This is a genomic window from Burkholderia sp. M6-3 (assembly GCF_050858985.1).
In the GTDB taxonomy this organism is placed as follows: domain Bacteria; phylum Pseudomonadota; class Gammaproteobacteria; order Burkholderiales; family Burkholderiaceae; genus Paraburkholderia; species Paraburkholderia caledonica.
The window spans coordinates 3,300,069-3,323,824 of sequence record NZ_CP110090.1 but is presented as its reverse complement, the minus strand read 5'-3'; the positions used below and the strand labels follow the sequence as shown (position 1 = coordinate 3,323,824).

The 23,756-nt window shown below is 63.5% G+C and carries 23 protein-coding genes and 1 riboswitch; of the genes, 7 read left to right on the top strand and 16 right to left on the bottom strand.

All coding sequences use genetic code 11. The features are described from left to right. Positions 1-95: 95 nt before the first annotated feature. The 3 genes from ruvB to ruvC form a co-directional block, all read right to left on the bottom strand. Positions 96-1,160, bottom strand: a complete 1,065-nt coding sequence (gene ruvB / locus OH764_RS14425) for a Holliday junction branch migration DNA helicase RuvB (RefSeq protein ID WP_020069299.1) — start codon at positions 1,158-1,160, stop codon at positions 96-98. A gap of 133 nt (positions 1,161-1,293) precedes the next feature. Beyond that, positions 1,294-1,875 carry a Holliday junction branch migration protein RuvA gene (ruvA, locus tag OH764_RS14420; protein ID WP_020069298.1) on the bottom strand — a complete coding sequence of 194 codons (582 nt, stop codon included), beginning with the start codon at positions 1,873-1,875 and terminating at the stop codon, positions 1,294-1,296. Between the two features lie 124 nt (positions 1,876-1,999). Next, complete coding sequence (gene ruvC, locus OH764_RS14415) at positions 2,000-2,542, bottom strand: crossover junction endodeoxyribonuclease RuvC (RefSeq protein ID WP_020069297.1); 543 nt, start codon at positions 2,540-2,542, stop codon at positions 2,000-2,002. A gap of 128 nt (positions 2,543-2,670) precedes the next feature. Between ruvC and OH764_RS14410 the strand changes: the two genes are divergently transcribed. Next, positions 2,671-2,910, top strand: a complete 240-nt coding sequence (locus OH764_RS14410) for a hypothetical protein (protein WP_087752493.1) — start codon at positions 2,671-2,673, stop codon at positions 2,908-2,910. Between the two features lie 121 nt (positions 2,911-3,031). On the opposite strand, the gene purH is transcribed toward OH764_RS14410, so the two are convergent. The 5 genes from purH to OH764_RS14385 form a co-directional block, all read right to left on the bottom strand. Then, the gene (gene purH, locus OH764_RS14405; protein ID WP_498847248.1) at positions 3,032-4,597 is read right to left on the bottom strand and encodes a bifunctional phosphoribosylaminoimidazolecarboxamide formyltransferase/inosine monophosphate cyclohydrolase; all 1,566 of its coding nucleotides are present in this window, start codon (positions 4,595-4,597) and stop codon (positions 3,032-3,034) included. A gap of 56 nt (positions 4,598-4,653) precedes the next feature. Continuing rightward, positions 4,654-4,887, bottom strand: a complete 234-nt coding sequence (locus OH764_RS14400) for a Fis family transcriptional regulator (protein WP_020069294.1) — start codon at positions 4,885-4,887, stop codon at positions 4,654-4,656. Beyond that, positions 4,884-5,960, bottom strand: coding sequence for a tRNA dihydrouridine synthase (dusB, locus tag OH764_RS14395; RefSeq protein WP_498847247.1), 1,077 nt, complete (start codon positions 5,958-5,960; stop codon positions 4,884-4,886). Before dusB ends, OH764_RS14400 begins: the two co-directional genes overlap by 4 nt. A 251-nt stretch (positions 5,961-6,211) precedes the next feature. Further along, positions 6,212-7,582 carry a UbiH/UbiF/VisC/COQ6 family ubiquinone biosynthesis hydroxylase gene (locus OH764_RS14390; RefSeq protein WP_498847246.1) on the bottom strand — a complete coding sequence of 457 codons (1,371 nt, stop codon included), beginning with the start codon at positions 7,580-7,582 and terminating at the stop codon, positions 6,212-6,214. Between the two features lie 19 nt (positions 7,583-7,601). After that, a complete protein-coding gene (locus OH764_RS14385) occupies positions 7,602-8,993 on the bottom strand; it encodes a Xaa-Pro aminopeptidase (protein ID WP_498847245.1) in 1,392 nt (463 codons plus the stop codon). A gap of 218 nt (positions 8,994-9,211) precedes the next feature. On the opposite strand from OH764_RS14385, the gene OH764_RS14380 reads away from it, so the two are divergent. Both OH764_RS14380 and loiP read left to right on the top strand, forming a co-directional pair. Further along, positions 9,212-9,832, top strand: coding sequence for a glutathione S-transferase C-terminal domain-containing protein (locus OH764_RS14380; protein ID WP_087752497.1), 621 nt, complete (start codon positions 9,212-9,214; stop codon positions 9,830-9,832). 255 nt (positions 9,833-10,087) lie between these two features. Continuing rightward, positions 10,088-10,846: a M48 family metallopeptidase gene (gene loiP / locus OH764_RS14375; RefSeq protein ID WP_498848832.1), complete on the top strand. Its 759-nt coding sequence runs from the start codon at positions 10,088-10,090 to the stop codon at positions 10,844-10,846. Positions 10,847-10,908: 62 nt separating this feature from the next. Here the strand turns inward: loiP and lnt are convergent, their stop codons facing one another. From lnt to OH764_RS14340, 7 genes are all read right to left on the bottom strand, one after another. Next, positions 10,909-12,627 carry an apolipoprotein N-acyltransferase gene (lnt, locus tag OH764_RS14370; protein WP_498847244.1) on the bottom strand — a complete coding sequence of 573 codons (1,719 nt, stop codon included), beginning with the start codon at positions 12,625-12,627 and terminating at the stop codon, positions 10,909-10,911. A gap of 105 nt (positions 12,628-12,732) precedes the next feature. Beyond that, entirely contained in the window at positions 12,733-13,626 is an 894-nt protein-coding gene (locus tag OH764_RS14365) for a CorC family transporter (RefSeq protein WP_027778836.1), read from the bottom strand. Positions 13,627-13,856: 230 nt separating this feature from the next. Next, positions 13,857-14,570 carry a gamma-glutamylcyclotransferase gene (locus OH764_RS14360; RefSeq protein WP_498847243.1) on the bottom strand — a complete coding sequence of 238 codons (714 nt, stop codon included), beginning with the start codon at positions 14,568-14,570 and terminating at the stop codon, positions 13,857-13,859. Between the two features lie 19 nt (positions 14,571-14,589). Then, the gene (gene ybeY, locus OH764_RS14355; protein WP_498847242.1) at positions 14,590-15,051 is read right to left on the bottom strand and encodes an rRNA maturation RNase YbeY; all 462 of its coding nucleotides are present in this window, start codon (positions 15,049-15,051) and stop codon (positions 14,590-14,592) included. A gap of 91 nt (positions 15,052-15,142) precedes the next feature. Next, complete coding sequence (locus OH764_RS14350) at positions 15,143-16,216, bottom strand: PhoH family protein (protein WP_020069283.1); 1,074 nt, start codon at positions 16,214-16,216, stop codon at positions 15,143-15,145. Positions 16,217-16,309: 93 nt separating this feature from the next. Then, complete coding sequence (gene miaB, locus OH764_RS14345) at positions 16,310-17,695, bottom strand: tRNA (N6-isopentenyl adenosine(37)-C2)-methylthiotransferase MiaB (RefSeq protein WP_020069282.1); 1,386 nt, start codon at positions 17,693-17,695, stop codon at positions 16,310-16,312. A 177-nt stretch (positions 17,696-17,872) separates the two neighbouring features. Beyond that, entirely contained in the window at positions 17,873-18,880 is a 1,008-nt protein-coding gene (locus tag OH764_RS14340) for a LysR family transcriptional regulator (protein ID WP_498847241.1), read from the bottom strand. Positions 18,881-18,999: 119 nt separating this feature from the next. On the opposite strand from OH764_RS14340, the gene OH764_RS14335 reads away from it, so the two are divergent. From OH764_RS14335 to ribB, 4 genes are all read left to right on the top strand, one after another. After that, on the top strand, positions 19,000-19,398 hold the full coding sequence (locus tag OH764_RS14335) for a VOC family protein (protein ID WP_498848831.1): 399 nt from the start codon (positions 19,000-19,002) through the stop codon (positions 19,396-19,398). A gap of 16 nt (positions 19,399-19,414) precedes the next feature. Next, complete coding sequence (locus OH764_RS14330; RefSeq protein ID WP_498847240.1) at positions 19,415-20,605, top strand: MFS transporter; 1,191 nt, start codon at positions 19,415-19,417, stop codon at positions 20,603-20,605. A 222-nt stretch (positions 20,606-20,827) separates the two neighbouring features. After that, the gene (locus tag OH764_RS14325) at positions 20,828-21,517 is read left to right on the top strand and encodes a helix-turn-helix domain-containing protein (RefSeq protein WP_498847239.1); all 690 of its coding nucleotides are present in this window, start codon (positions 20,828-20,830) and stop codon (positions 21,515-21,517) included. A gap of 157 nt (positions 21,518-21,674) precedes the next feature. Continuing rightward, positions 21,675-21,859, top strand: a riboswitch (FMN riboswitch). A gap of 154 nt (positions 21,860-22,013) precedes the next feature. Continuing rightward, positions 22,014-22,733, top strand: a complete 720-nt coding sequence (gene ribB / locus OH764_RS14320) for a 3,4-dihydroxy-2-butanone-4-phosphate synthase (RefSeq protein ID WP_498847238.1) — start codon at positions 22,014-22,016, stop codon at positions 22,731-22,733. Positions 22,734-22,893: 160 nt separating this feature from the next. On the opposite strand, the gene OH764_RS14315 is transcribed toward ribB, so the two are convergent. After that, a complete protein-coding gene (locus tag OH764_RS14315; protein WP_498848830.1) occupies positions 22,894-23,580 on the bottom strand; it encodes an HAD family hydrolase in 687 nt (228 codons plus the stop codon). Positions 23,581-23,756: the final 176 nt, after the last annotated feature.

Sequence of the window (23,756 nt, the reverse complement as noted above, 5' to 3'; positions counted from 1 at the left end):
TCATCCCGTTAATTTGATAACAGGCCGCGACGGCCGGCACGCGCGCCAGGCTGCTCAACCGGCCCCGGAATAGCCGCTCGCGCCGAGATCCGGCTTCAGGTCGCAGCCGAGTCCCACAGCCCAGGCAACGTGCTGGACGCGTCCGGCGCCGCGAGCCCGAAGTGCCGGTAAGTCAGCAGCGTGGCCACACGGCCGCGCGGCGTGCGTTGCAGGAAGCCTTGCTGGATCAGATACGGCTCGAGCACGTCTTCAATAGTGTCGCGTTCTTCGCCAATGGCCGCTGCAAGGTTGTCTACGCCGACCGGTCCGCCGTCGAACTTGTGCAAAATCGCTTCCAGCAGCTTGCGGTCCATCAGGTCGAAGCCAACCGCGTCGACGTCGAGCATTCTGAGCGCCGCGTCGGCGACTTGGGCGGTGATGTTGCCGTCGGCTTTGACTTCGGCGAAATCGCGCACGCGGCGCAGCAGCCGGTTGGCGATACGCGGCGTGCCACGCGCACGCTTGGCGATTTCGAACGCGCCGTCAGGATGAATCTGCGCATTCAGCAGCGAAGCCGAACGCGTGACGATGCGCGCGAGTTCCTCGGCGTTATAAAACTCCAGCCGTGCAACGATGCCGAAGCGATCGCGCAGCGGATTGGTCAGCATACCCGCGCGGGTAGTCGCACCGACCAGCGTGAACGGCTGCAAGTCCAGCTTGACGCTGCGCGCGGCCGGCCCTTCGCCGATCATGATGTCGATTTGATAATCCTCCAACGCGGGGTACAGAATTTCTTCGACGACCGGTGAAAGCCGGTGAATTTCGTCGATGAACAACACGTCGTTGGCTTCGAGATTGGTCAGCAGCGCGGCCAGGTCGCCGGCGCGCTCCAGCACCGGACCGGAAGTTTGCCGCAAATTGACGCCCATTTCCCGCGCGATGATGTGCGCGAGCGTGGTTTTGCCCAAGCCCGGCGGCCCAAACAGCAACACGTGGTCGAGCGATTCGGAGCGGCGCTTGGCTGCCTCAATGAAGATTTCCAGCTGACCGCGCACTTTTTCCTGCCCGACATATTCTTCGAGCTGGCGCGGTCGCAACGCTCGTTCGAACGCTTCTTCGTTCGGCGAGACGGGCGTGGCCGCGATGATGCGCTCGGCGGCGAGTTTGTCGGTTTCGATCATGTGGTCATTGTACCGCGCGAGGACGGTCGGGAAACCCGGCCGAATGGCCAATGCGCGTCGACCCGATAGACGACCTCACATCACGCGGGCGTCATTGCCCGAGCACGGCGAGGCCGCCGCCGAGACCCCGGCTTCAGGCCTTGGACAACGCCTTGAGCGCGAGCTTGATGCCTTCCGAAACGCCGGTGCCGGCCGGCACGTTCTTGATCGCCGCCAACGCTTCTTTCTCCGAGTAGCCCAATGCGAGCAGTGCGTTGAGAATGTCGGATGCGTGATCCGATGCCGACGCCGCGCCGGCCATCGCGCCGAGGTCCGCGCCAAGCTTGCCCTTCAGTTCGAGCAGCAGTCGCTCTGCCGTTTTCTTGCCGATGCCAGGTACGCGCGTGAGGCGCGCGGCGTCCTGCAGCGTGACGGTCTGCGAAAGCTCGTGCACGCTCATGCCGGACAGCACGGCTAGCGCCATGCGCGCGCCGATGCCCGAGATTTTCAACAACTCGCGGAAAGTGGAGCGTTCCTCCGTCGTGCCGAAGCCGTAGAGCAGATGCGCGTCTTCTCGCACGATCATTTGGGTGAGCAGCACCACGCGTTCGCCGGTGGACGGCAAGTTGTAGAACGTGCTCATGGGCACATCGACTTCATAGCCGACACCGTTGCAGTCGACGAGCAGATGCGGCGGGTTTTTTTCCAGCAGAACGCCGGCAATGCGACCGATCATGGCGAATTCAGATTCGAGAGAAAGGGCGAGTGTAGCGCAGGGCGTGTGCGCCGCTTAAGGCCAGTCATTGCATCAAGCGAAAAAAGCGGCGGGCGGCACGGAAACGGCGGGCGGCACAGAAATATTAGCCAACCAGACGCCCGCGCCGCACGCGCAGTCCTTTCTTTGCAAGCGATGGCGCGATGCCACCTAGCGTGCTCAATGTCGTGCCGCCATGCGCATGACAAATGGCCATGCCGAGCGCGTCGGCGGCGTCGGTGCTCGGCACGCCAGAAAGATTGAGCAGGCGCACGACCATCTGCTGCATCTGTTCCTTGGTCGCGCGGCCGTAACCGACTACCGCCTGCTTCAGCTGCAGGGCAGTGTATTCGGCGACCGGCACGCCGCCCGCGACGAGTCCGCAGATGGCCGCGCCGCGCGCCTGGCCGAGCAGCAACGTGGATTGCGGATTGACGTTGACGAACACCTTTTCGATCGCCGATTGATCCGGCGAGTGCTGCCGAATCAGCGTCGAGATACCCTCGAAGATAGTGCCGAGCCGCGACGGCAAATCGGCGTCAGCGGTCTTGATGATGCCGCTCGCGACATAGCTCAGTGTGTGACCGCTTTGATCGATCACGCCGAAGCCGGTCACGCGCAAGCCGGGGTCGATGCCGAGAATTCTCATGAAGTGCCGCAGATGCGGTTAAAACCAAGTGCCTGCGATACTACAACACACACGCCGCGCGGCGGTCCGCATGTGGCGGGGCAGGCGGAATAAAAACTGCTGCCGTGGGCACAGGGAGGCGATCGCACATGCAGCGCTATGGGAACAGGAGCGGAAAATCGGGCGTCGTGGCTTACGAAATCGGCGATAACTTCGTCGCCGCTCGCTTCAACTCGGGCACGACCTACTGGTATTCGAAACAGAGCGTCGGCGCGAAACATGTTGCTGCGCTCAAGCGCCTCGCGAAGCAAGGCGAGGGCCTTGGCACCTACATCAGCCAGCACCCGGACGTGAGGGACGGCTACGAGCGCAAGGATCCCCCGGACTGACGACTCAGTCGGCGTTGCCCGGGCGTCCGGAAACAAAACGGCCCGACGGAAAATTCCACCGGGCCGTTCTATCGTCGCCTACTGCGGATGTTGCAATGACACGCCGCTCGTCAAACCCGAATCAATGCCGGAAATGACGCACGCCGGTCAACACCATCGCGATGTTGTGTTCGTCAGCGGCGCTCACCACCTCGTCGTCGCGCATCGAGCCGCCCGGCTGGATCACGCAGGTCGCGCCCGCTGCCACGACCACGTCGAGGCCGTCGCGGAACGGGAAGAACGCGTCCGACGCGACCGCCGAGCCACTCAGCTTCAAACCGGCGTTCTGCGCCTTGATGCTCGCGATGCGCGCCGAGTCCACGCGGCTCATCTGGCCGGCGCCGACGCCGAGCGTCATGCCGTTGCCGCAGAACACGATTGCGTTCGACTTCACGTACTTCGCCACGCGCCATGCGAACAGCAGGTCGTCCATTTCCTTCGGCGTCGGATGACGCTTCGTGACCACGCGCAGCTCGCGCGGCTGCACGTTCTTCGAATCGAGTGATTGGACCAGCAGGCCGCCGCCCACGCGCTTCAGATCGAACGCGTTATGGCCTTCGCCCAGTGCGATTTCAAGCAAGCGCACATTCTGCTTCGCCGCGAAAACCTGGCGCGCTTCGGCACTGAACGACGGCGCGATCAGCACTTCGACGAACTGCTTGGCCACCGCTTGCGCCGCCGCTTCATCCACTTCGCGATTGAACGCGATGATGCCGCCGAACGCCGACGTCGGATCGGTCTGGAACGCCTTCGAATAGGCTTCGTTCGCGTCCGCGCCGACCGCCACGCCGCACGGATTCGCGTGCTTGACGATCACGCAGGCCGGCACGTCGAAGGTCTTCACGCATTCCCACGCCGCGTCGGAGTCGGCGATGTTGTTGTACGACAGTTCCTTGCCTTGCAACTGGTTGTAGTTCGCGAGCGCGCCGGCCGGCACCGACAGGTCGCGATAGAACGCGGCGCTCTGATGCGGGTTTTCGCCGTAGCGCAAATCCTGCACCTTGTTGAAGGCGAGGTTGAAGGTCGCCGGATAGGCGTTGCGCGACGCGTGCTGCAGTTCGTCGGTGAGACTCGTCAGATAGTTCGTGATCGCGCCGTCGTACTGCGCGGTGTGTGCGAACACCTTGGTCGCGAGACGGAAGTTCGTCTTGTACGACACCGCGTTGCTGTTCGCGCGCATTTCCTCGAGGACGACCGCGTAATCAGCGGGATCGACCACCACGGTCACATCGCGATGATTCTTCGCGGCGGAGCGCAGCATGGTCGGGCCGCCGATGTCGATGTTCTCAATTGCGTCTTCCAGCGAGCATTCTTCTTTCGACACCGTCTGCACGAACGGGTACAGGTTCACGACCAGCAGATCGATGGTCGGAATGTCGTGCTTCTCGAGCGCGGCCATGTGTTCCGGCAGGTCGCGGCGCGCGAGAATGCCGCCGTGCACCTTCGGATGCAGCGTCTTCACGCGCCCGTCGAGCATTTCCGGGAAGCCCGTGTAGTCGGCGACTTCGGTGACGGAGAGGCCGGCGTCCGCGAGCAGTTTCGCGGTGCCGCCGGTCGACAGGATCTTGACACCGAGATCCGACAGCGACTTGGCGAAGTCGACGATGCCGGACTTGTCGGAAACGGAGATGAGCGCTTGCTTGATCATGATGAAGACGAAAAGCCGAAGGGAAACGTGGCAGGGCGCGAGAAAACTACTTCGAGCTACAACAAACCGTGCTGTTGCAGCTTCTTGCGCAGCGTATTGCGGTTGATGCCGAGATACTCGGCGGCCAGCGACTGATTGCCGCCGGCCTGCTCGAGCACCACTTCGAGCAGGGGTTTTTCAACGCACGAAATCACCATGTCGTACACGTCGTGCGGATTCGAGCCGTCGAGATCCTGGAAGTACACGCCCAGGCTGTCGCGGACAGATTGTTCGATATTATTCTTGCTCATGCTGCTAGTCGGTCTGTGTGGTCCTCGCCCGTATTGTCTGGGCCGGAGTTGCCGACGGTTTCGTCGACGTAGACGAGGCGGTCGGAGATCGCCTTCTGTGCGTCGAAAAACTCGTTGACGGCGAGGAGTTGTTCGCGCGTGGTGTCCAGCGTATTCATGCGATGCCGGAACACGTTGGCGCCGGAAAGGCCGCGAGTGTACCAGCCGATGTGCTTGCGCGCAGTGCGAACGCCGGTAAATTCCCCGTAGAACTCGTAGTGATCTTCCAGGTGCTCGTTCATGACCTGCTGGATTTCGTCGATGCGCGGCGGCGGCAACAACCCGCCCGTCTGCAGGAAATGTTCGATCTCGCGGAACAGCCACGGGCGCCCCTGCGCCGCGCGGCCGATCATGATGGCGTCCGCGCCCGTGACGGCAAGCACGTGGCGCGCTTTCTCCGGCGACGTTATGTCGCCGTTGGCGACCACCGGAATTCGCACCGCCGCCTTTACTGCAGCGATGGTCTCGTATTCAGCGTCGCCGTGATACAGGTCGGCGCGGGTGCGGCCGTGCACGGTCAGCATCGAAATGCCGGCGTTTTCCGCGAGGCGCGCGACGTTCAGCGCATTCCTGTTCTCGCGATCCCAGCCGGTGCGGATTTTCAGCGTGACCGGCACCGCGTCGGGACCGACGCCCACCGCGCTCACCACCGCCTCGACAATGCGCTGCACGAGCGGCTCGTTCTGCAACAGGGCCGAGCCGGCCGCCACATTGCAGACCTTTTTGGCCGGACAGCCCATATTGATGTCGATGATCTGCGCGCCGTTCGCCACGTTGTAGCGGGCCGCTTCGGCCATCATGGCGGGATCGGCGCCGGCGATCTGCACGGCGATTGGCTCGACCTCGCCCGCGTGATTCGCGCGGCGCATGGTCTTCTCGCTTTTCCACAACTGCGCGTTCGACGCGACCATTTCGGACACGGCATAGCCCGCGCCCAGCCGTTTGCACAACTGCCGGAACGGACGGTCGGTCACGCCGGCCATGGGCGCGACGAACAGGTTATTGCGTAGATTGTGCGGGCCGAGAGTGGGCATGACATGGACGCGCCAGCGACCGATTGCACAGTGTTGTCAATCGGAGCGTTCGCGAAATGCGAGGGAAAATCGCTATTTTAGCGTTAACAGATAACCCGCACCGGACCTGCGAGTGCTGTAACCCATTAAATCTTCTATGAAAGTGGTCGGCGTCATAGAGTTCTGGCTGCTCGCCGAACCAGGCTCGGGCGGCAAAGGCGCGACGAAAGCGGAGCCGCGCGTAGACCGGGATGCGAGCCGCGCGTCTTTGCTCAGCGGCGTTGCCCGAACATCATCTGACGCGCGAGCGCGGTTTTCACAGGAGGCACGAATTCGAGCGCGGTCAGCGCGAGGCCGCGCATGATCGCGAGCGGCGCGAAGTCGACGGTGAAAAGACGCGCGAGCGTGTCGGTCGCACCGATCGTCATGCGGCGGTCGAGCGCGCGGCGCTGCGCGAACGTCGCGAGCGCGAGCGGCGTGGGACCTTCCGCCGACAACGCGTCGGCGAGCGCATGCGCGTCGCGCAAGCCGAGATTGAGCCCTTGACCCGCTACCGGATGCAGCGTTTGCGCTGCATTGCCGATTGCGACAGCGCGACCCTTGACGAGCGTATCGACGGCGTTCAGGCCGAGCGGGAACGACGCGCGCCCCTTGATGTGCGTGAAGCGTCCCATGCGACCGCCGAACGCGCTGCCGAGTTCGTGCAGGAAATCGTCGTCGGAGAGTTGCGCGCGGCGCGCGGCTTCGTCCGGCGAGCAGCACCACACGAGCGCGTAGTCCGCGCCACGCACGCCGCCCATCGGCAGCAACGCGATCGGGCCTTCGGGCGTGAAGCGTTCCCACGCGACATGCGGTTGCGGCGCCGACACGGTCACCGTGCCGACCAGCGCTGTTTGCCCGTAGTCGCGCGTGCTCTGCGTGCCCTGTTTGTCCGAGCGTTTGCCGGCATGCTCGCCGGCGTCGTTCGACGCCGATGTGCGCGTGTGCGCTTCGGGGTCGCGCCCGTCGTCTGCTTCGGTGTCGTTCTCGGTACTTGCGCCGACGGCCGCGGCTGCGCGCCTCTTTGCGCCGCCGTGCCCGCTTTTCTGGTCGCCGAACAGGCCACCTTCCGCGTTCACAAGAATCCGTGTGCGCAAGCGGCGCGTGACGCCGGCGGTTTCGATCGGCAGCGTGACGCCGTCGTTTTCCTGAATGGGCGCGGCGGCGGAGGTCGAGCGGAACCAGTGCACCGGCGTCGCGTGCACGGCCTCGGCGAGGCCATGCACGATCGAGCCATAGCGCAGCACATAGCCGAGCGCCGGCAGGCCGTGCTCAGCGTGGTCGATCAGCGTGCGGCCGAAACGACCGCGCTGCGATACGTGGATGCGTTGGATCGCGGTGGCGTCGGCGGGCCAGCGCAGCGGCTCCAGGATCATGCGGCTGCCGTGCGAGACGGCGATCGCGCGCGGATCGGCAATCGAATCTTCGGGCTCGCGGGCGTCCACGAGGCCGACTTTGAGCGCGCGCGTCGCGCTGCGGCGTGCCAGCCAACCGGCAAGCGCGAGCCCCACCGGCCCGGCGCCCACGATCGTCACGTCGAAATCGAATGCCTGATCGAGTGCGGCCGGCCTCAGGATCACCGTGGACGGGGAGACATCGTTCATTGCGGGTTACTTCCTCGTTTCATGAGCCGCGGGCGTCGCGCATCAGCGCTTCGATCTCGTCGGCGGCGACCGGCACGTCGCGCGTCATCAGTTCACAGCCTGCTGGCGTGACGATCGCATCGTCCTCGATGCGAATGCCGATGTTCCAGTAGCGCTCGGGCACGCCTTCGGCCGGGCGGATATACAAGCCGGGCTCGATCGTCAGCGTCATCGAAGCCTGCAACGTGCGCCAGGGCAACGCGCCAGCTTCGTCGCGCGGCGCGCCGCGTTCACGGTAGTCGCCGACATCGTGCACGTCCATGCCGAGCCAGTGACCGGTGCGGTGCATATAGAACGGCGCGTAGGCGCGCTCGGCGATCAGGTCGTCGACAGAAGCGAATTTGTTGCGCTCGACAATGCCCGTGTCCAGCAAGCCTTGCGACAGCACGCGCACGGCGGCCTGATGCGGATCGTCGAAGCTCGCGCCGACGCGCGTTGCGTCGACAGCCGCCTGCTGCGCGGCGAGCACAATGTCGTAAAGCTCGCGCTGCGCCGGCGTGAAGCGGCCGCTTGCCGGGAACGTTCGCGTGATGTCGGATGCGTAGCTGTCCAGTTCGCAGGCCGCGTCGATCAGGATGAGATCGCCATCCCGCGCAATCGCGTTACCGGCCGGATAGTGCAGCACGCAAGCATTGGCGCCGGCCGCGACGATCGACGTATAGGCGGGCGCCTGCGCACCGAATTTGCGGAACGTGTAGAGCAGCTCCGCTTCGAGTTCGTACTCGCGCACGCCGGGGCGGCACGCCGTCATCGCCCGGCGGTGCGCCTGCGCGGAAATCTGTCCGGCGCGGCGCATGATCGCCAGTTCGTGGTCGTCCTTGATGAGCCGCATGTCGTCGAGCAGCGGCACGAGATCGCGCGCGGCCATGGGCGCCGCGACGCCGCTGCGGCCTTGAGCGCGCACGGCCTCGAGCCAGCTGCGCACCTGGCCGTCGAGTTTCTCCGACGCGCCCAGCGCGTAGTGCAGCGACGGCTTGTCCGCGAGCAGCCTTGGCATGTGCGCGTCGATTTCGCCGAACGGAAACGCGGCGTCGAATCCGAAGGCTACCCGCGCGCCGTCGGGCCCGAAACGGAAGCCTTCCCACGTTTCGCGCTCGATATTTTTCTCGCGGCAGAACAGGATGGACGCGGGCTCGCCGGTTGCGGCGCTTGCGTCGAGCACGAGCAGCGCTTCGGGCTCGGTGAAGCCGGTCAGATAGTAGAAGTAGCTGTCGTGCCGGTACGGATAATCCGCGTCGCGGTTTCGCAGCGCTTCGGGCGCGGTCGGCACGATGGCGACACCGCCGCCCGCTGCGCGCAGCGCGGCGAGTACGCGCTCGCGGCGTGTACGGTAGACGTCGATGGCAATGGTGGGTTCGGTCGGCTGGTTCATCGTGCGATTGTAGCGCCCAATGCACAGAGTCATTTCGTGCCTATGCCGACGCCGAACGACCGGCGCGTTGGCCGTTCGGCCGGCTAGACGGCGCCCGGGCGGCGCGGCAATGTTGCAATCCATCCACAGCGGACGTGCATGCGGCTCGCAGAGAGCGCACGGGCCGCTCGCGCAAGGCGCCAAGCACTTATACTTTCGCCGGATTCAGAAAAAGGCAGATGGCAATGATGAAACTCATCGGTTCGCTCGCCAGCCCGTTCGTGCGCAAAGCGCGCATCGTGCTGGCCGACAAGAAGATCGACTACGAGCTGGTGCCCGAGAACGTCTGGGCGCCGGATACCCGCATCCACACCTTCAATCCGCTCGGCAAAGTCCCGTGCCTCGTGATGGAAGATGGCGAAGCAGTGTTCGACTCGCGCGTGATCTGCGAATACGTGGACACGCTGTCGCCGGTCGGCAAGCTGATTCCGCAAGCGGGGCGCGAGCGCATCGAGGTGCGTTGCTGGGAAGCGCTCGCCGACGGCTTGCTGGACGCCGCCGTGCTGATCCGCCTTGAAAGCACGCAGCGCACGCCGGAGCAGCGGGTCGACGCGTGGGTGGCGCGGCAGCAGCGCAAGATCGACGAATCGCTCGTTGCCATGTCTCAGGGGCTGGGCAGCAAGCCGTGGTGCGCGGGAAATCACTACACGCTCGCCGATATCGCCGTGGGTTGCGCGTTGGGCTATCTCGACTTCCGCATGCCCGAACTGAACTGGCGCGAGTCGCACCCGAATCTCGACAAGCATTTTCAGAAGCTTTCGTTGCGCCCGTCGTTTATTGATACTGTGCCGGTTAACTGACTGAGCCGATAAAGCAGGTTGCCCGCGATTACAGCAAGTTTGCAAAATTGCGTTAATCAGTCTTTCAAAATAATGAATTAATGCTTTCGTTTGTGGTAAAAAAGCGCCTCCCGTCAGGCGCTTTTTTTCGTCTGCCGCGTGGGGAATGGTTCTACGGTTATTTATCCGGCATGTTTCAGCGCCGAAAGCGGCCATTGCGAATAGGCGACGCGTTATGCGTCGTCAAAACGAATACACCACAAAGAGACTTTCATGATGAAAACGTATCGCTTTGTTATTGCCGCCTCCGCCTGCTCGCTGTTTGCCGCGTGCTCGAATGTGAGCAGCCTGGATCCGTCGGCACTGGTTCAATCGGGCCAGCTGGTCACGCAAGCGGCTACGCTTTCCGACGCCGACGTGCGCACGCTGACCGACAAATCGTGCGCGCAACTCGACAGCGAAAACACGATCGCGCCCGCTAATAGCAAATACCAGAAGCGTGTAAACAAGATTGCCGCGCAATTGGGCGACAATATCAACGGCACGCCGGTGAATTACAAGGTGTACATGACGAAGGACGTCAACGCGTGGGCAATGGCTAACGGTTGCGTGCGCGTGTACAGCGGTCTGATGGACATGATGAACGACAACGAGGTGCGCGGCGTGGTCGGCCATGAAATGGGCCACGTGGCGCTCGGCCATACGAAGAAGGCAATGCAGGTTGCGTATGCGACATCGGCGGCGCGTTCGGTCGCTTCTTCGGCGGGCGGCGTTGCGGGTGCGCTGTCCGGTTCGCAATTGGGCGATTTTTCCGAAAAGCTGATTAACGCGCAGTTCTCGCAAACTCAGGAAAGTGCCGCCGACGACTATTCGTTCGATTTGCAGAAAAAGAAAAATCTCGATCCGTCGGGCCTTGTCACGGCATTCAACAAACTCGCGCAAATAGACGGCGGAAAATCGAGTATGTTGAGTTCGCACCCGGCGTCGCCTGCACGCGCGCAGCATATTCAGCAGCGTATTGCTTCGAATCAGTAACGCTCGCGTGGTTCACCAAACGCGCGCTTGCGGCCATGCCGCAGCGCGCGTTTTTTTATTGCTTATGCTTCACCGTTCCCGGATTTACCGTTTCTCCGGAAGGTCCTGCCCGGCCCGAAAGCAAAGCCAAATGCGAGTAGGAATAACGAAACGGCGAGCACCGTGTTATTGCCGCTCGTCACATATGGCGTACGGCCGGCCGTGCCTTGCACGGTGACGTCGAGAGAACCGATCGTATAGGGCGTGAGCCGTCCGAGCACCTTGCCGTCGGCGTCGATCGCTGCCGTCATGCCCGTGTTGGTCGCACGCAGCATCGGGCGGCCGGTTTCGAGCGAGCGCATGCGCGCTATCTGCAAGTGCTGGTCGAGCGCGATCGTGTCGCCGAACCAGGCGAGATTGGTCGAGTTGATCAGCACGCCCGCCGGCGTATCGCTTTCGCGGATGGTCCGCGCAATTTCTTCGCCGAAAATGTCTTCGTAGCAAATGTCGACCGCGACCGGCTGGTTGTGCACGATGAACGGCTTTTGCACCGGACCGCCGCGGGCGAAGTCGCCGAGCGGAATGCTCATCAGGTTGACGAACCAGCGAAAGCCCCACGGTACGAACTCGCCGAACGGTACCAGGTGATGCTTGTCGTAGCGGTAGATGTCGCGTGTGCCGGGCGTCACGCCAAACAGGCTGTTCGTGTAGTCGACCACGCGGCCTTCGGGCGTGACGGAGCCGCCAATTGCGCCAAACAGGATCGCGCTGCCGGTGGAGTCCGAGAAGCTGCGCACCGCCGACGCGAACGGCGCCGGCAACTGCTGCGCCAGCACGGGAATGGCCGTCTCCGGCGTGACGATGAGGTCGGCGGCCTTCGAGGTGATCATCTGCTGATACTGATCGATGGCGGCGCGCATGCCCGCTTCCTCGAACTTCATTTCCTGTTTGACGTCGCCTTGCAGGAGCCGCACGGACAACGGCGCGTTGGCAGGAACAGTCCACTTGGCGAGCGGCAGCAGCAGGCCTGCCGCGATCAACGCCAGCGCGACGCCGGCCGGCGCGGCAATCCGCGAAGTGCCGCCGCGGGTATGCTCGCCGCTGGACGCAGCCTCGCGAGCCTCGCGCCGACGGCGCAGCAGAGCAACGACCGCCTGCACGACCAACGCCGCTGCGAGCGCGAGCACCCAACCGACGCCATACACGCCCGCGAGCGGCGCAAATCCCGCGAACGGGCCGTCGACTTGCGCGTAGCCGCTAGAGAGCCACGGAAAACCGGTGAACACCGTGCCACGCAACCATTCGCCGATCGCCCATGCGCTGGCGAACGCGAGCGCTCCATGCCACGTCGGCGAGAACGGCGTATCGGTACTCGACGACCCATTGCGGGCGTGACCGGCGCAGAACGACCAGATGCCCGCGGCCAAAGCAGGATACAGCGCGAGATAAAGCGAAAACAGCACGAGAGCCGTGCCGGCAAGCGGCGCTGGCATGCCGCCGAAAAAATGCATGCTGACGTACAACCACCAGACGCCGCTCACGAAGTTGCCGAAGCCAAACGCGCCGCCTGTCAGGGCAGCACTTTTCCAGCCCGTGGTGCGCGTCAGCCAGCCAAAGAAAAACACGAAGATGACAAGTTCGAGCCAGCCGCCATGCGGCGTGGGTGCGAACGACAGCGTGTTGGCCGCGCCGGCCGCCAGCGCGACGAGATAATGCCAGCGGGGAAGCGTGCGCGCTCGCGTGGGTCTGGCGGCAGAAGCGCTCGTGCCGTGACGGGAGCGGGAAGTAATCGGGTCGGCCATTGTTGCGCGGTCGGCGTGAGGAGTGGCAAATTGAAAAGTCAGGCCGCTGAGCCGGCGGGTAGGCATCGGCGGCTTGAAGCGGGAGCAGCCGGGTCGCTCAGGTGCTCAGGTTTGCACGTGCTGCGCTTCGCGCTCGCGCTGACCGGCAAGCGGGTCGCGCCGCACAAGCAACATGTGAACCTGGCGGGCGTCGCCCCGCAGAATCTCGAAAATGAGATCGTCGATGCGAACCTTCTCGCCGCGATGCGGGACGCGCCCGAAGTGATGCGTGACGAGTCCGCCGATCGTATCGACTTCTTCGTCCGGGTAGTGTGTGCCGAATGCCTCGTTGAACTGCTCGATTTCGGTCAGCGCCCGCACACGGAAGCGTCCGTCCGGCGAGGCGATGATGTTGCCGCTTTCTTCGTCGAAATCGTATTCGTCTTCAATATCGCCGACGATCTGTTCCAGCACGTCCTCGATAGTGATGAGACCGGCTACGCCGCCGTATTCGTCGACCACCACCGCGAGGTGATTGCGATTCACCCGGAAATCGTGCAGCAACACATTCAACCGCTTTGATTCGGGGATAAAGACGGCGGGGCGCAACATGCCGCGCACATCGAACTCTTCTTCCGCGTAGTAACGCAGCAGGTCTTTCGCCAGCAGCACGCCGATGATGTTGTCGCGATTGCCTTCATACACCGGATAGCGCGAATGCGCTTTTTCCAGCACGTAAGGGATGAATTCTGCGGGATTGTCCGCGATGTTGATCGCGTCCATTTGCGCGCGCGGCACCATGATGTCGCGTGCGCTGAGTTCGGTGACCTGGAATACGCCTTCGATCATCGACAGCGAGTCGGCGTCAATCAGGTTGCGCTCGTGCGCGTCCTGCAGAATTTCCAGAAGTTCGGCGCGCGAGTCGGGCTCGGGCGAGATGAAATCGGTAAGACGCTCGAGCAGCGAGCGTTTTTCCTGCGGTTTGTCGGTGTGGCGTCGACTGGGATACGTGTCGTTCATGGTAGTGCGCCCGGCAAGACTGGGCGCGCTGTTGCAGAGCATTAAGGATACACCAGGCACATGGCAGGACCGTGTCCCGCCGCACTTGGCGATGAATGAAACCGGGCTGACACCGTTGCGCCGCAAGGCGCGGGCCATGGGTCAATCCTAACTGATTACCGGATGGAAAGCGTTTCGGAACAAAAAACGGCGCGGCGCTCAACTAGCGCTTACTGACGCTTTGTTGAGCCTCACTTACCCGCTTGCGGCTGCCTGCGCATCTCAGCGCCCGCGGAAGCGGGCTCGTCGCTGTCGGCCTGACAGCGCTGGAGTAGCGCTTCCAGCGCCCGGTCCGGCATGCCGCTTTCGCGCAGCGCGTGAACCGTGCGGCTCACATAGTCGAGTGTCGTGCCATAGCGGCCGCGTGCGCAGCCGAACACCGTTTTGACAATTTCGTCGCCCAGCTTGCCCGTGTAACTCGGCACGTCGCGGCGCATGACGAACGCAAGTGCATCGACGCGCCGACCGTCGGCGAGCAGGCACGGCAGCCATGCTGGCCGGTACGAACCCATCGCCATCTCGCGGCGCCAGAGCGCTTCGAGATGCGGCATGGCGCCTTGCGCCGCGAGACGAAACGCAATGCCCGTGCAGGAGCCGCCGCGATCGAGCGCGAGCACGAGGCCCGGCTGTTCCGGCGTGCCCCGATTTACGCGCGACCAGAGATACAGGCCCCGGTGATAACCATGCACCTTCGAGCGCGTGGCTTCGACGGTGGGCAGTCCGGGATTCCAGATCAGCGAGCCATAGCCGAACAGCCATAAGTCGCTCTGTCGATCCCAATCGCGCAGCGTGCATTCGAGCGACGCGCGCAACTCCTCGTCCGTCAGCAGCCGCGACTCGCCGAGCGCGGGAGGATAGTCCGGGCAGGGCGTTCGCGTGTCGGCGTCAGAGGAGGATGAGCTCACGGTTCGGTCCGGGCGACGGTTAGCGATAAGGGTCGGGAAAGCCGAGCTTGCCGAGAATTTCCGTTTCGATCGCTTCCATTTCCTCGGCTTCTTCCTCGACTTCGTGGTCGTAGCCTTGAGCGTGAAGCGTGCCGTGCACGAGCAGATGCGCATAGTGCGCGAGGAGCGGTTTGCCCTGCTCGGCGGCTTCTTTCTCCACGACGGGGCAGCACAGGATCAGATCGCCCGTCACCGGATCGTCTGCCGATTCCGCGTAAGCGAAAGTCAGCACATTGGTCGAATAATCCTTGCCGCGATACGTGCGGTTCAACGTCCGGCCTTCTTCCGCGTCGACGAAACGCACGGTCAGCTCGCCGTCCGCGAAAAGCGCAGCCTTGATCCAGCTTGCCACGGTGGCGCGAGGCAGCAGTGCCTTGTGCTCGGGCCACGCCTTGGCCGCGGGGAATTGCAGGTTCAGCGTCAGTTTAGGGGCGCGGGTCATGCTGGTTTGAAGTGATGCGTGAAGCGAGGCGCGGAACACAGCCGGTCCGTGGGCCGCGCATTCAGCGGATTATCGGTTGCGTCGAGCCGCATTAACGCGAATCCGCCGGGTTGGCAGTTTTCTGCGAATGCGCGTCGTACGCCTCGACAATTCGTGCGACGAGCGGATGCCGCACCACGTCCGCACTGGTGAAGCGCGTGAGCGCGATCCCGCGCACGTCGGACAGAACCTGCTGCGCTTCGATGAGCCCGCTCTTGTGCCCGCGCGGCAAGTCGACCTGAGTCGTGTCGCCGGTCACCACGGCCTTCGAGCCGAAGCCGATCCGCGTGAGGAACATTTTCATCTGCTCGGGCGTGGTGTTCTGCGCTTCGTCGAGAATGATGAACGCGTGATTCAGCGTGCGGCCGCGCATGTACGCGAGCGGCGCGATTTCGATCATTTGCCGCTCGAACATCTTGGCGGTTTTGTCGAAGCCCAGCAGATCGTAGAGCGCGTCGTACAGCGGACGCAGGTACGGATCGACCTTCTGCGCGAGATCACCCGGCAGAAAGCCCAGACGCTCGCCCGCTTCGACGGCCGGGCGCGTGAGGACGATGCGCTTGACCTGATCGCGTTCGAGCGCGTCAACCGCGCAGGCGACCGCTAGATAGGTCTTGCCCGTGCCGGCCGGACCGACGCCAAACGTGACGTCGTGAGAAATGATCTGCTTCAGATACTCGCGCTGCGCCGGCGTGCGGCCGCGCAGATCGGCGCGCCGTGTGTACAGTTTCGGACCGAGTTCTTCGAGGTCGTCTTCGTCGCTGTCGGCGGGCTGGTCGAACGGATGGTCGGGATTGCCGGGAAAGCCCGGCTCGCCCGCTTCGTCGCCATTGCCGTTGCCGTTGGTGCGATGCCGCGCCGGGTGGCGCACTTCGACGAGCGCAAGCTGAATGTCGTCGACCGACAGCGGCTCGCGCGCGTTGTTGTAGAAGTTTTCGAGAGCGGTAAGCGCAAGCTTGGCGCCGCGTCCGCGAATCGTAATGCGATGTCCGCGGCGTTGCAGCGTCACGTCGAGCGCCTGCTCGATTTGCCGCAGATTTTCGTCGAGCGGTCCGCAGAGGTTGGCGAGCCGCGCGTTGTCGTCGCGCGGAGCAGTGAATTCCAGATGCGGCTGAGTGGTTTTCAAGGCGGTGATTCGATCCTGTCGGTTTCAGTACTCGGGTGCGTCGGGCGGCGCGTGGCGCGGCCCGGCCGCGCCGCTCTGTCAGTTGTCAGTCGGTCAATGCGTGACAGCGCTTGCGTTGTCCGCTGCATTGTCGTGCACCAGCACGAGCTCCCCACGCAGTGAATGTGGGTACGCTTTGACGATTTTCACGTCGACCATTTGACCGGTCAGCCGCGCATGCGAAGCCAACGGCGCCGGAAAATTCACTACGCGGTTGTTCTCCGTGCGGCCCGCGAGTTCGTTCGGATCCTTACGCGCCGGGCGTTCAACCAGAATGCGCTCCACCTTGCCGACCATCGAATCGCTGATTCGCTGCACGTTTTCTTCGATCGTGGCTTGCAGATGTTGCAGGCGGCGCAGCTTCACTTCGCGCGGCGTGTCGTCGTGCAGGTTCGCAGCCGGCGTGCCCGGGCGCGGACTGTAGATGAACGAGAAGCTCGTGTCGTACTTCATCTCGTGCACGAGCGCCATCATCTTGTCGAAATCTTCTTCCGTCTCGCCGGGGAAGCCGACGATCATGTCCGTGGAAAGTGACAGGTCCGGGCGGATAGCTCGCAATTTGCGGATCACAGACTTGTATTCGAGCACGGTGTAGCCGCGCTTCATCGCCATGAGAATCCGGTCGGAGCCGTGCTGCACCGGCAGATGCAGGTGACTCACGAGCTTGGGCACCTTCGCGTAGGTGTCGATCAGGCGCTGCGTGAATTCCTTTGGATGCGACGTGGTATAGCGAATCCGCTCGATCCCCGGAATATCCGCAACGTATTCGATCAGCGTCGCAAAGTCGGCGATTTCGGACGAACCCAAGGTAAGCGCGCCACGATACGCGTTCACGTTCTGACCGAGCAGCGTGACTTCGCGCACGCCCTGGTCAGCGAGGCCCGCAATTTCGGTGAGCACGTCGTCGAGCGGACGCGATACTTCTTCACCGCGCGTGTAGGGCACCACGCAATAGCTGCAGTACTTGCTGCAGCCTTCCATGATCGACACGAACGCGCTCGGACCGTCGACGCGAGCCGGCGGCAAATGGTCGAACTTTTCGATTTCCGGGAAAGTGATGTCGACCTGCGCGCGGCCGCTTTCACGGCGCTTGTCGATCATTTGCGGCAGACGGTGCAGCGTTTGCGGCCCGAACACCAGATCGACGTACGGCGCGCGCGCTACGATCGACGCGCCTTCCTGGCTCGCCACGCAGCCGCCCACGCCGATAATCAGGTTCGGGTTCGCTTCTTTCAGTTCGCGAACGCGGCCGAGGTCGGAGAAGACCTTTTCCTGAGCTTTCTCGCGTACCGAGCAGGTGTTGAACAGAATGACGTCCGCGTCTTCCGGCGTGTCCGTCTTGATGAGCCCTTCAGCCGCGCCCAGTACATCGACCATTTTGTCGGAGTCGTACTCGTTCATCTGGCAGCCAAAGGTCTTTACATAAACTTTCTTGGTCATCGAATTTCGCCGGTCGCAGTGGTTAATCTGGGGGCGTCGTATTAGGGGTCAAGGAGATGCGAAAACGTGCGCGAAGCCTCGAAACGGCCGGCACTTTCAGCGCACTGGGGCGGGCAGGGACCGTCATTCCAGTCATGTCTAGCCGCTCACCGCGCCCGCTCGCAGCGTAACGCAACATTATAGCCCTTCGCCGGATACAGTTTGTCCGCCCGTTCCGGCCCGCGGCACGTGTGTGGGCACGTCTGGCGGCACGTCGGGCGGCAAGCCCAGCAGGCTTTCCAGTTCGTCGGACACTTGCGCGAAGCGCTCGCTCAGGAAATCCAGCAGCACGCGCACGCGCGGCGCCATGAAACGGTTACGGTGGTAGAGCGCGTGCAGCGGCGCGTCGGGATAGCGCCACTCAGGCAGCAGAATTTTCAGGCCGTCGGCGCGCAGATCCGCTTGCACGTCCCACATCGACTTGATTGCGATGCCGTAGCCGCGCAGCGCCCATTCGCGGGCGACGGCGCCGTCGTTGGTCTCGCGCGCGGTTTCGAACGGCACGGTGTACTGCTGCACTTCGTCGCCGCGCGTGAAACGCCACTCGTTCACCGGACCCGAGCCGGTGCTGAGCACGATGCAATCGAAATTGGCGAGATCGTATGGGTCTTTGGGCTCGCCCTTGCGTGCGATATATTCCGGCGATGCGCACAGCACGCGCCGGTTGGGCGCCAGCTTGCGCGCGACCAGCGAACTGTCTTGCGGCACGCCGAAACGGATCGCGAGATCGATGTCCTCCTGCACCAGATTCGACAGAGAGTCCGACAGCGTCAGGGCGAAGGTCACTTCCGGGTAGAGCGCGTTGAACTCGTCGAGCCAGTGCATCAACAGATTGCGGCCGAAGTCCGACGTCGCGGATACGCGCACCTTGCCGCGCACCACCCCTTGCCCTGCTTGCAGCGCGGCTTTTGCGTCGTCTAGCGATTGCAGCGCCTGGCGGCAGCAGTTCAAGTAGAGACGGCCTTCGTCGGTGAGTCGCAGCTGGCGGGTGGTGCGCTCGAACAGGCGCGCCTTGAGGCTGGCTTCGAGTTTCGCGAGGCGCGCGCTAGCAGCGGCCGGTGTCAGCCCCATTTTGCGGCCCGCCGCGGACAGACTGCCGTGCTGCGCGGCTTCTACGAAGAGACGAATGTCGCCAAGGTTATCCATTGCGTTCTTCAAATCGCATTTGAAAATGCTTCAAATACTACGCCAATTATCAAATTGACGCGTCGCGGTCACAATGCAAGCCTCGAAAACCGATGCGGCGCAGTCAGCCGACCGAAGCCATGCAACTCGATCACGCGACTATCGTCACAGCCGATCTCGACACGGCCCGGCGTTTCTTCGTCGATGTAGTCGGGTTGACGCAGGGCGCCCGTCCGGCGTTTTCTGTCGGCGGCTACTGGCTGTATGCCAACGGCAGCCCGGTGATCCATCTGGTCGAGAGCACGGTGCCGGACGCCTCGATGAGAGCCGCGCCGCGCATCGACCACATTGCATTCCGTCTGGAAAGCGCCGTCGAGTGGCAGGCGCTGCTCGCGCGCCTGCGGGCAACCGGCGTCGACTATCGGACGGCGCAAGTGCCGCCGATGGGCCCGCAAGAAGCCGCCATGCAGATTTTCGTGGCGCTTACGCCGGGTGTCGTCGTCGAGTTCGTGACGGCGCTGCATCACGCTCAACCGTAGAACCTGGAGAACAACAGTGCCAATTCCATTACTCGCGCTCGCGATCAGCGCCTTCGCTATCGGGACGACCGAGTTCGTCATCATGGGCTTGCTGCCCGAGGTCGCGCGCGATCTCGCGGTGTCGATTCCGTCGGCGGGATTGCTGGTGAGCGGGTATGCGCTCGGCGTCGCGGTCGGCGCGCCGCTGCTCGCCGTCGTCACGAGCCGGATGCCGCGCAAGCTCGCGTTGCAATTGCTGATGGGCGTGTTCATCGTCGGCAATACGTTGTGTGCGATTGCATCGGATTATTCCGTGCTGATGATCGCGCGCGTGGTGACGTCGTTCGCGCACGGGTCGTTTTTCGGCATTGGCGCAGTGGTGGCCGCGTCGCTCGTGCCGCTCGAGAAGCGCGCGAGCGCAATTGCGTTGATGTTCACCGGCCTCACGCTTGCCAACGTGCTCGGCGTGCCGTTCGGTACTTTCGTGGGCCAGGAGTTCGGCTGGCGCGCGGCCTTCTGGATTGTCAGCGGGTTCGGCGTGCTGTCGCTCGCAGGCGTGACGGCACTCGTGCCGAATCGCCACGATTCGGGTCCTGCTGGTCTCGGTCATGAAGTGCGCGTGCTGAAGGACCCGCAAGTCTGGACCGCGCTTGCGATGACGGTGCTCGGCTTCGGCGGCGTATTCGTCGTGTTCACGTATATCGCGCCGATTCTGGAGCAGGTGAGCGGCTTCTCGCCGCGTGCCGTCACGCTGATCCTGGTGCTGTTCGGCGTGGGGCTGACGATCGGCAACACGGTCGGCGGCAAGCTCGCGGACCGCGCGCTGATGCCCTCGTTGATGGGCATTCTCGCCGCGCTCGCGGTCGTGATGGCGATCTTCGCGCGTACCAGTCATTCGCCCGTGGCCGCGGCAATCACAGTGTTCGTGTGGGGCATTGCCGCCTTCGCGACCGTGCCGCCGTTGCAGATGCGCGTGGTCGAGAAGGCCGCCAAGGCGCCGAATCTCGCGTCGACGCTGAACATTGGCGCGTTCAATGTAGGCAATGCGGGCGGCGCGTGGCTGGGAGGTCTCGTGATCGATCACGGCCATTCGCTGGATACATTGCCATGGGTTGCCGCGGCCGTGAGCGTCGTGGCTCTGTTGCTGACCTGGTTGGCATCGCGCATGGATCGGCCGGTGCCGCAGCCGGTCAATCGGCGCGACATGGAAGTGCGCGAGCGGGCTTGAGTGCTCAGGAAGTGCAAGCGCTGTTGCCTGCAGTGGACGGGCGCGCTCTGACGAAAAGCGAAGCCGCGCCCATATGAAAAATCCGCACAAGCTTTGCGAGAAACGTCCTCCGCAATGCTGATAACAGTGTGAAGATAACTTCGTTGGGCACGGCGGGGCGCGATGCTATCTTGCTTCCACTAACTGCTTGCCCGCCGTCCGGCGGCGCTTCTGGAGGCAATCATGCATTCCCCGCTTGCGCTGGTTCGCGATCCCACCGCTGATACCGATGCGCCGCCGCGTGCTGCTGAACCCTTCGATGCACTCGAACATCTCGTCGGCGTCAATCTCGCGCGCTTGCGCGCCGAACGCCAGTTGTCGCTCGATGCTCTCGCACGCGCGTCCGGCGTGTCGCGCGCCATGCTCGCGCAGATCGAGTCGGCGCGCAGCGTGCCGTCGATCAAGGTGCTCTGCAAAGTGGCGGCCGCGTTGAAAGTGTCGGTCGCGGCATTCCTGCGACGTCACGCGACCAACGGCTTCGAACACTTGCCGGCGGAGCGCTCGTCGCGCGTCGTCAGTTCCAACGGACGCTATTCGGCTCGTCCGCTCTATCCCGATACCGAACCGACCGCCGCCGAATTCCACGAATTGCGCATCGCGCCGTTGCACACGGAACCCGGCACGCGTCGCGCGCCGGGCACGACGGTGAACCTCGTCGTCAGTGAGGGCACGCTCGAGGTGAGCGTGCACGATCAACGTCAGTTGCTGGCCACGGGCGACGCGATCGTGTTCGACGCCGATCAGCCGCATAGCCTGCGCAATCCCGGCGACACCGAGGCGCGCGCGTTTCGCGTAACGTTGAAGGCCGAGACGCCGCCGCGTTGGGACGTGCCCTCGCAGCCGGACACGGCGCGCGATGCGGCGCCGGTTTGATCGAACGCAGGGCGGCGCGTCGTCTCGCTGGTCAGCGTCTCGAAGTCAGAAATATGGATGAGCACGGCGCTCACCGCGAATCCCGTTGCGCAGTAGGGTTGCACTGCAGTTCGCGCGCGACTGTTGTATGCTTGGCCCGCCGGTTATCCGGCAATCAGTGCGTCTTCAGGGCGGGGTGAAATTCCCCACCGGCGGTATGCCGGCAACGCGAAAGCGTGAGCCGGCGAGCCCGCGAGCGCCCGCAGTAGTCTGGCTTTCAGTGAACCGGAAGCCGCCGCGGGGTCAGCAGATCTGGTGAGAAGCCAGAGCCGACGGTCACAGTCCGGATGGAAGAAGATGTGCAGATAGTCATGTTCGTCTCCGTGGCGCCGCTCGCGGGTCCGGGCGGTGCATGAACGCCGCTTCGACTATGCAGAGGCGGTTCGCGGCGCGTCTTTGTCTGTTTGCAATGCCCTGAAACGTTTTTCGCCCCACTTTTGCGATGAGCGTTTCAACTATGTCCTTTGCTACTTTTCCTGCCCCCTCGACGATTGCGGACGATGCATTCGCCGATCTCCCGCTGCTCGACACCGAATCCGTTCCGCCGCGTATCGCCGCCGCGCTGCAAGCAATGCGCGATGGCCGCGCCGTCGTGCTGCAAGACGACGATGACCGCGAGAACGAGGCCGACCTGATCGTATCCGCGGAGCGTCTTTCCGTCGAAACAATGGCGCTGCTGATTCGCGAATGTAGCGGGATCGTCTGCCTGTGCCTGCCCGACCAGAAGATCCGCGCGCTCGAACTTCCGCCGATGGTCGCCAACAACGAAAGCCGTCATGGCACGGCGTTCACGGTTTCGATCGAAGCACGCGAAGGCGTGACGACCGGCGTGTCCGCACTCGACCGCGTGACAACCATTCGCGCCGCCATTGCCGATACGGCGAAGCCCGGCGACATCGTGAGCCCCGGCCACGTGTTTCCGTTGCGTGCGATGCCTGGCGGCGTGCTTGCGCGGCGCGGACATACGGAGGGCACGGTGGATCTCGCGATTCTCGCGGGTCTGAAGCCGGCCGGGGTACTGTGCGAATTGATGAACGCTGACGGCACGATGACGCGCGGCGCGGACGTCGAACGCTTTGCCGCACAACACAATCTGCCGATGCTGACGATTGCCGAGTTGGCCGAGTTCCGTCGCGCGTTGGCTGAGGCGCGTGAATGCGTCGAGCAGGAAGCGTGAACCCAAGGATGTAGTTCGGGCGGCGCGTTGAATCAACGCGCTCATCGACGTCGCTCTTTAACGGGCTCTTTCGGCTCTTTTGCAGCACGTTGTACTCAAAGCACGAGGCCGACCGCATACGGTCGGCCTGTCTTCTTGAACGTTACCTTCGGCGAAGTCGCTACGACTGCACGTCGCCGAATTCTCCCCGCACGCCCGCTTCGAGCAACGCGGGCAATTCGTCCATGTGTTTCATGATGCGCGTCATGCCCATCTTGCGCAGCGCGTCCGCGTAGCCGTCGGGAATATGGCTCGCGCCGACGAAAGCGATCGTCTTCATGCCCGCCGCGCGCGCCGCGTTCAGACCCGCCACGCTGTCTTCCACGACGATGCATCGCGATGGCTCGACGCCGAGCGTCTGCGCAGCAAACAGGTACACATCGGGGAAAGGTTTGGGACGTGCGACCTGTTCGGCGCTGAAAATGCGCTCACCGAAAATCTGCTGCAGTCCGGCGCGCTGCACCGACGCCGTCACGCGTGACATGCGGCTGTTCGACACGACCGCGGCCGGCAGCGTCACGCGTTGCAGCGCAGTTCGAACACCGTTGATCGGACTGAGCGACGCGGCCAGCGCGAGCTCGACATTGTGTTCAATCGTGTTCAGGAAATCGGGCGGCAGAGCGATGTCGAACGCTTTCTCGATGCCTTCGAGGAAGCGCGACGTTTGCTGGCCAAAGGCCGTCTTGACGATGGGTTCGAAGTCGAGGCCGGGGAAAGTCGCCGATAGCGTCTCGAACATGACGCGGTCAGCAATGACTTCGCTGTCGACGAGTACGCCGTCGCAGTCGCAAATGAGATGGTCGATCATGCCTGAAGGAACGGAAAGCGGGGGCGCGTGGGCCGGAATGGCCGGCCCATGCACGCCGGGTGAAAGCGCCATGATACGTGCTTTGACGCGGCAAGCGTCGCGCAGCCGCTTTCCGCTGCATTCCACCGATTCCATCGCCAGCGATCCTCGCGCGCGTCGGCTATTCACCTCCGCGC

Excerpts from the sequence above, each read along its gene's own strand:
- OH764_RS14400 (WP_020069294.1), bottom strand. The coding sequence starts at position 4,887 with ATGAGCAAGAATAATATCGAACAATCTGTCCGCGACAGCCTGGGCGTG.
- lnt (WP_498847244.1), bottom strand. The coding sequence starts at position 12,627 with ATGGCCGACCCGATTACTTCCCGCTCCCGTCACGGCACGAGCGCTTCT.
- miaB (WP_020069282.1), bottom strand. The coding sequence starts at position 17,695 with ATGACCAAGAAAGTTTATGTAAAGACCTTTGGCTGCCAGATGAACGAG.
- ybeY (WP_498847242.1), bottom strand. The coding sequence starts at position 15,051 with ATGACCCGCGCCCCTAAACTGACGCTGAACCTGCAATTCCCCGCGGCC.
- OH764_RS14365 (WP_027778836.1), bottom strand. The coding sequence starts at position 13,626 with ATGAACGACACGTATCCCAGTCGACGCCACACCGACAAACCGCAGGAA.
- OH764_RS14390 (WP_498847246.1), bottom strand. The coding sequence starts at position 7,582 with ATGAACGATGTCTCCCCGTCCACGGTGATCCTGAGGCCGGCCGCACTC.
- dusB (WP_498847247.1), bottom strand. The coding sequence starts at position 5,960 with ATGCCCACTCTCGGCCCGCACAATCTACGCAATAACCTGTTCGTCGCG.
- OH764_RS14325 (WP_498847239.1), top strand. The coding sequence starts at position 20,828 with ATGCATTCCCCGCTTGCGCTGGTTCGCGATCCCACCGCTGATACCGAT.
- OH764_RS14340 (WP_498847241.1), bottom strand. The coding sequence starts at position 18,880 with ATGGATAACCTTGGCGACATTCGTCTCTTCGTAGAAGCCGCGCAGCAC.
- ruvB (WP_020069299.1), bottom strand. The coding sequence starts at position 1,160 with ATGATCGAAACCGACAAACTCGCCGCCGAGCGCATCATCGCGGCCACG.
- purH (WP_498847248.1), bottom strand. The coding sequence starts at position 4,597 with ATGATCAAGCAAGCGCTCATCTCCGTTTCCGACAAGTCCGGCATCGTC.
- ribB (WP_498847238.1), top strand. The coding sequence starts at position 22,014 with ATGTCCTTTGCTACTTTTCCTGCCCCCTCGACGATTGCGGACGATGCA.
- loiP (WP_498848832.1), top strand. The coding sequence starts at position 10,088 with ATGAAAACGTATCGCTTTGTTATTGCCGCCTCCGCCTGCTCGCTGTTT.
- OH764_RS14410 (WP_087752493.1), top strand. The coding sequence starts at position 2,671 with ATGCAGCGCTATGGGAACAGGAGCGGAAAATCGGGCGTCGTGGCTTAC.
- OH764_RS14380 (WP_087752497.1), top strand. The coding sequence starts at position 9,212 with ATGGCAATGATGAAACTCATCGGTTCGCTCGCCAGCCCGTTCGTGCGC.
- OH764_RS14385 (WP_498847245.1), bottom strand. The coding sequence starts at position 8,993 with ATGAACCAGCCGACCGAACCCACCATTGCCATCGACGTCTACCGTACA.
- ruvA (WP_020069298.1), bottom strand. The coding sequence starts at position 1,875 with ATGATCGGTCGCATTGCCGGCGTTCTGCTGGAAAAAAACCCGCCGCAT.
- OH764_RS14335 (WP_498848831.1), top strand. The coding sequence starts at position 19,000 with ATGCAACTCGATCACGCGACTATCGTCACAGCCGATCTCGACACGGCC.
- ruvC (WP_020069297.1), bottom strand. The coding sequence starts at position 2,542 with ATGAGAATTCTCGGCATCGACCCCGGCTTGCGCGTGACCGGCTTCGGC.
- OH764_RS14315 (WP_498848830.1), bottom strand. The coding sequence starts at position 23,580 with ATGATCGACCATCTCATTTGCGACTGCGACGGCGTACTCGTCGACAGC.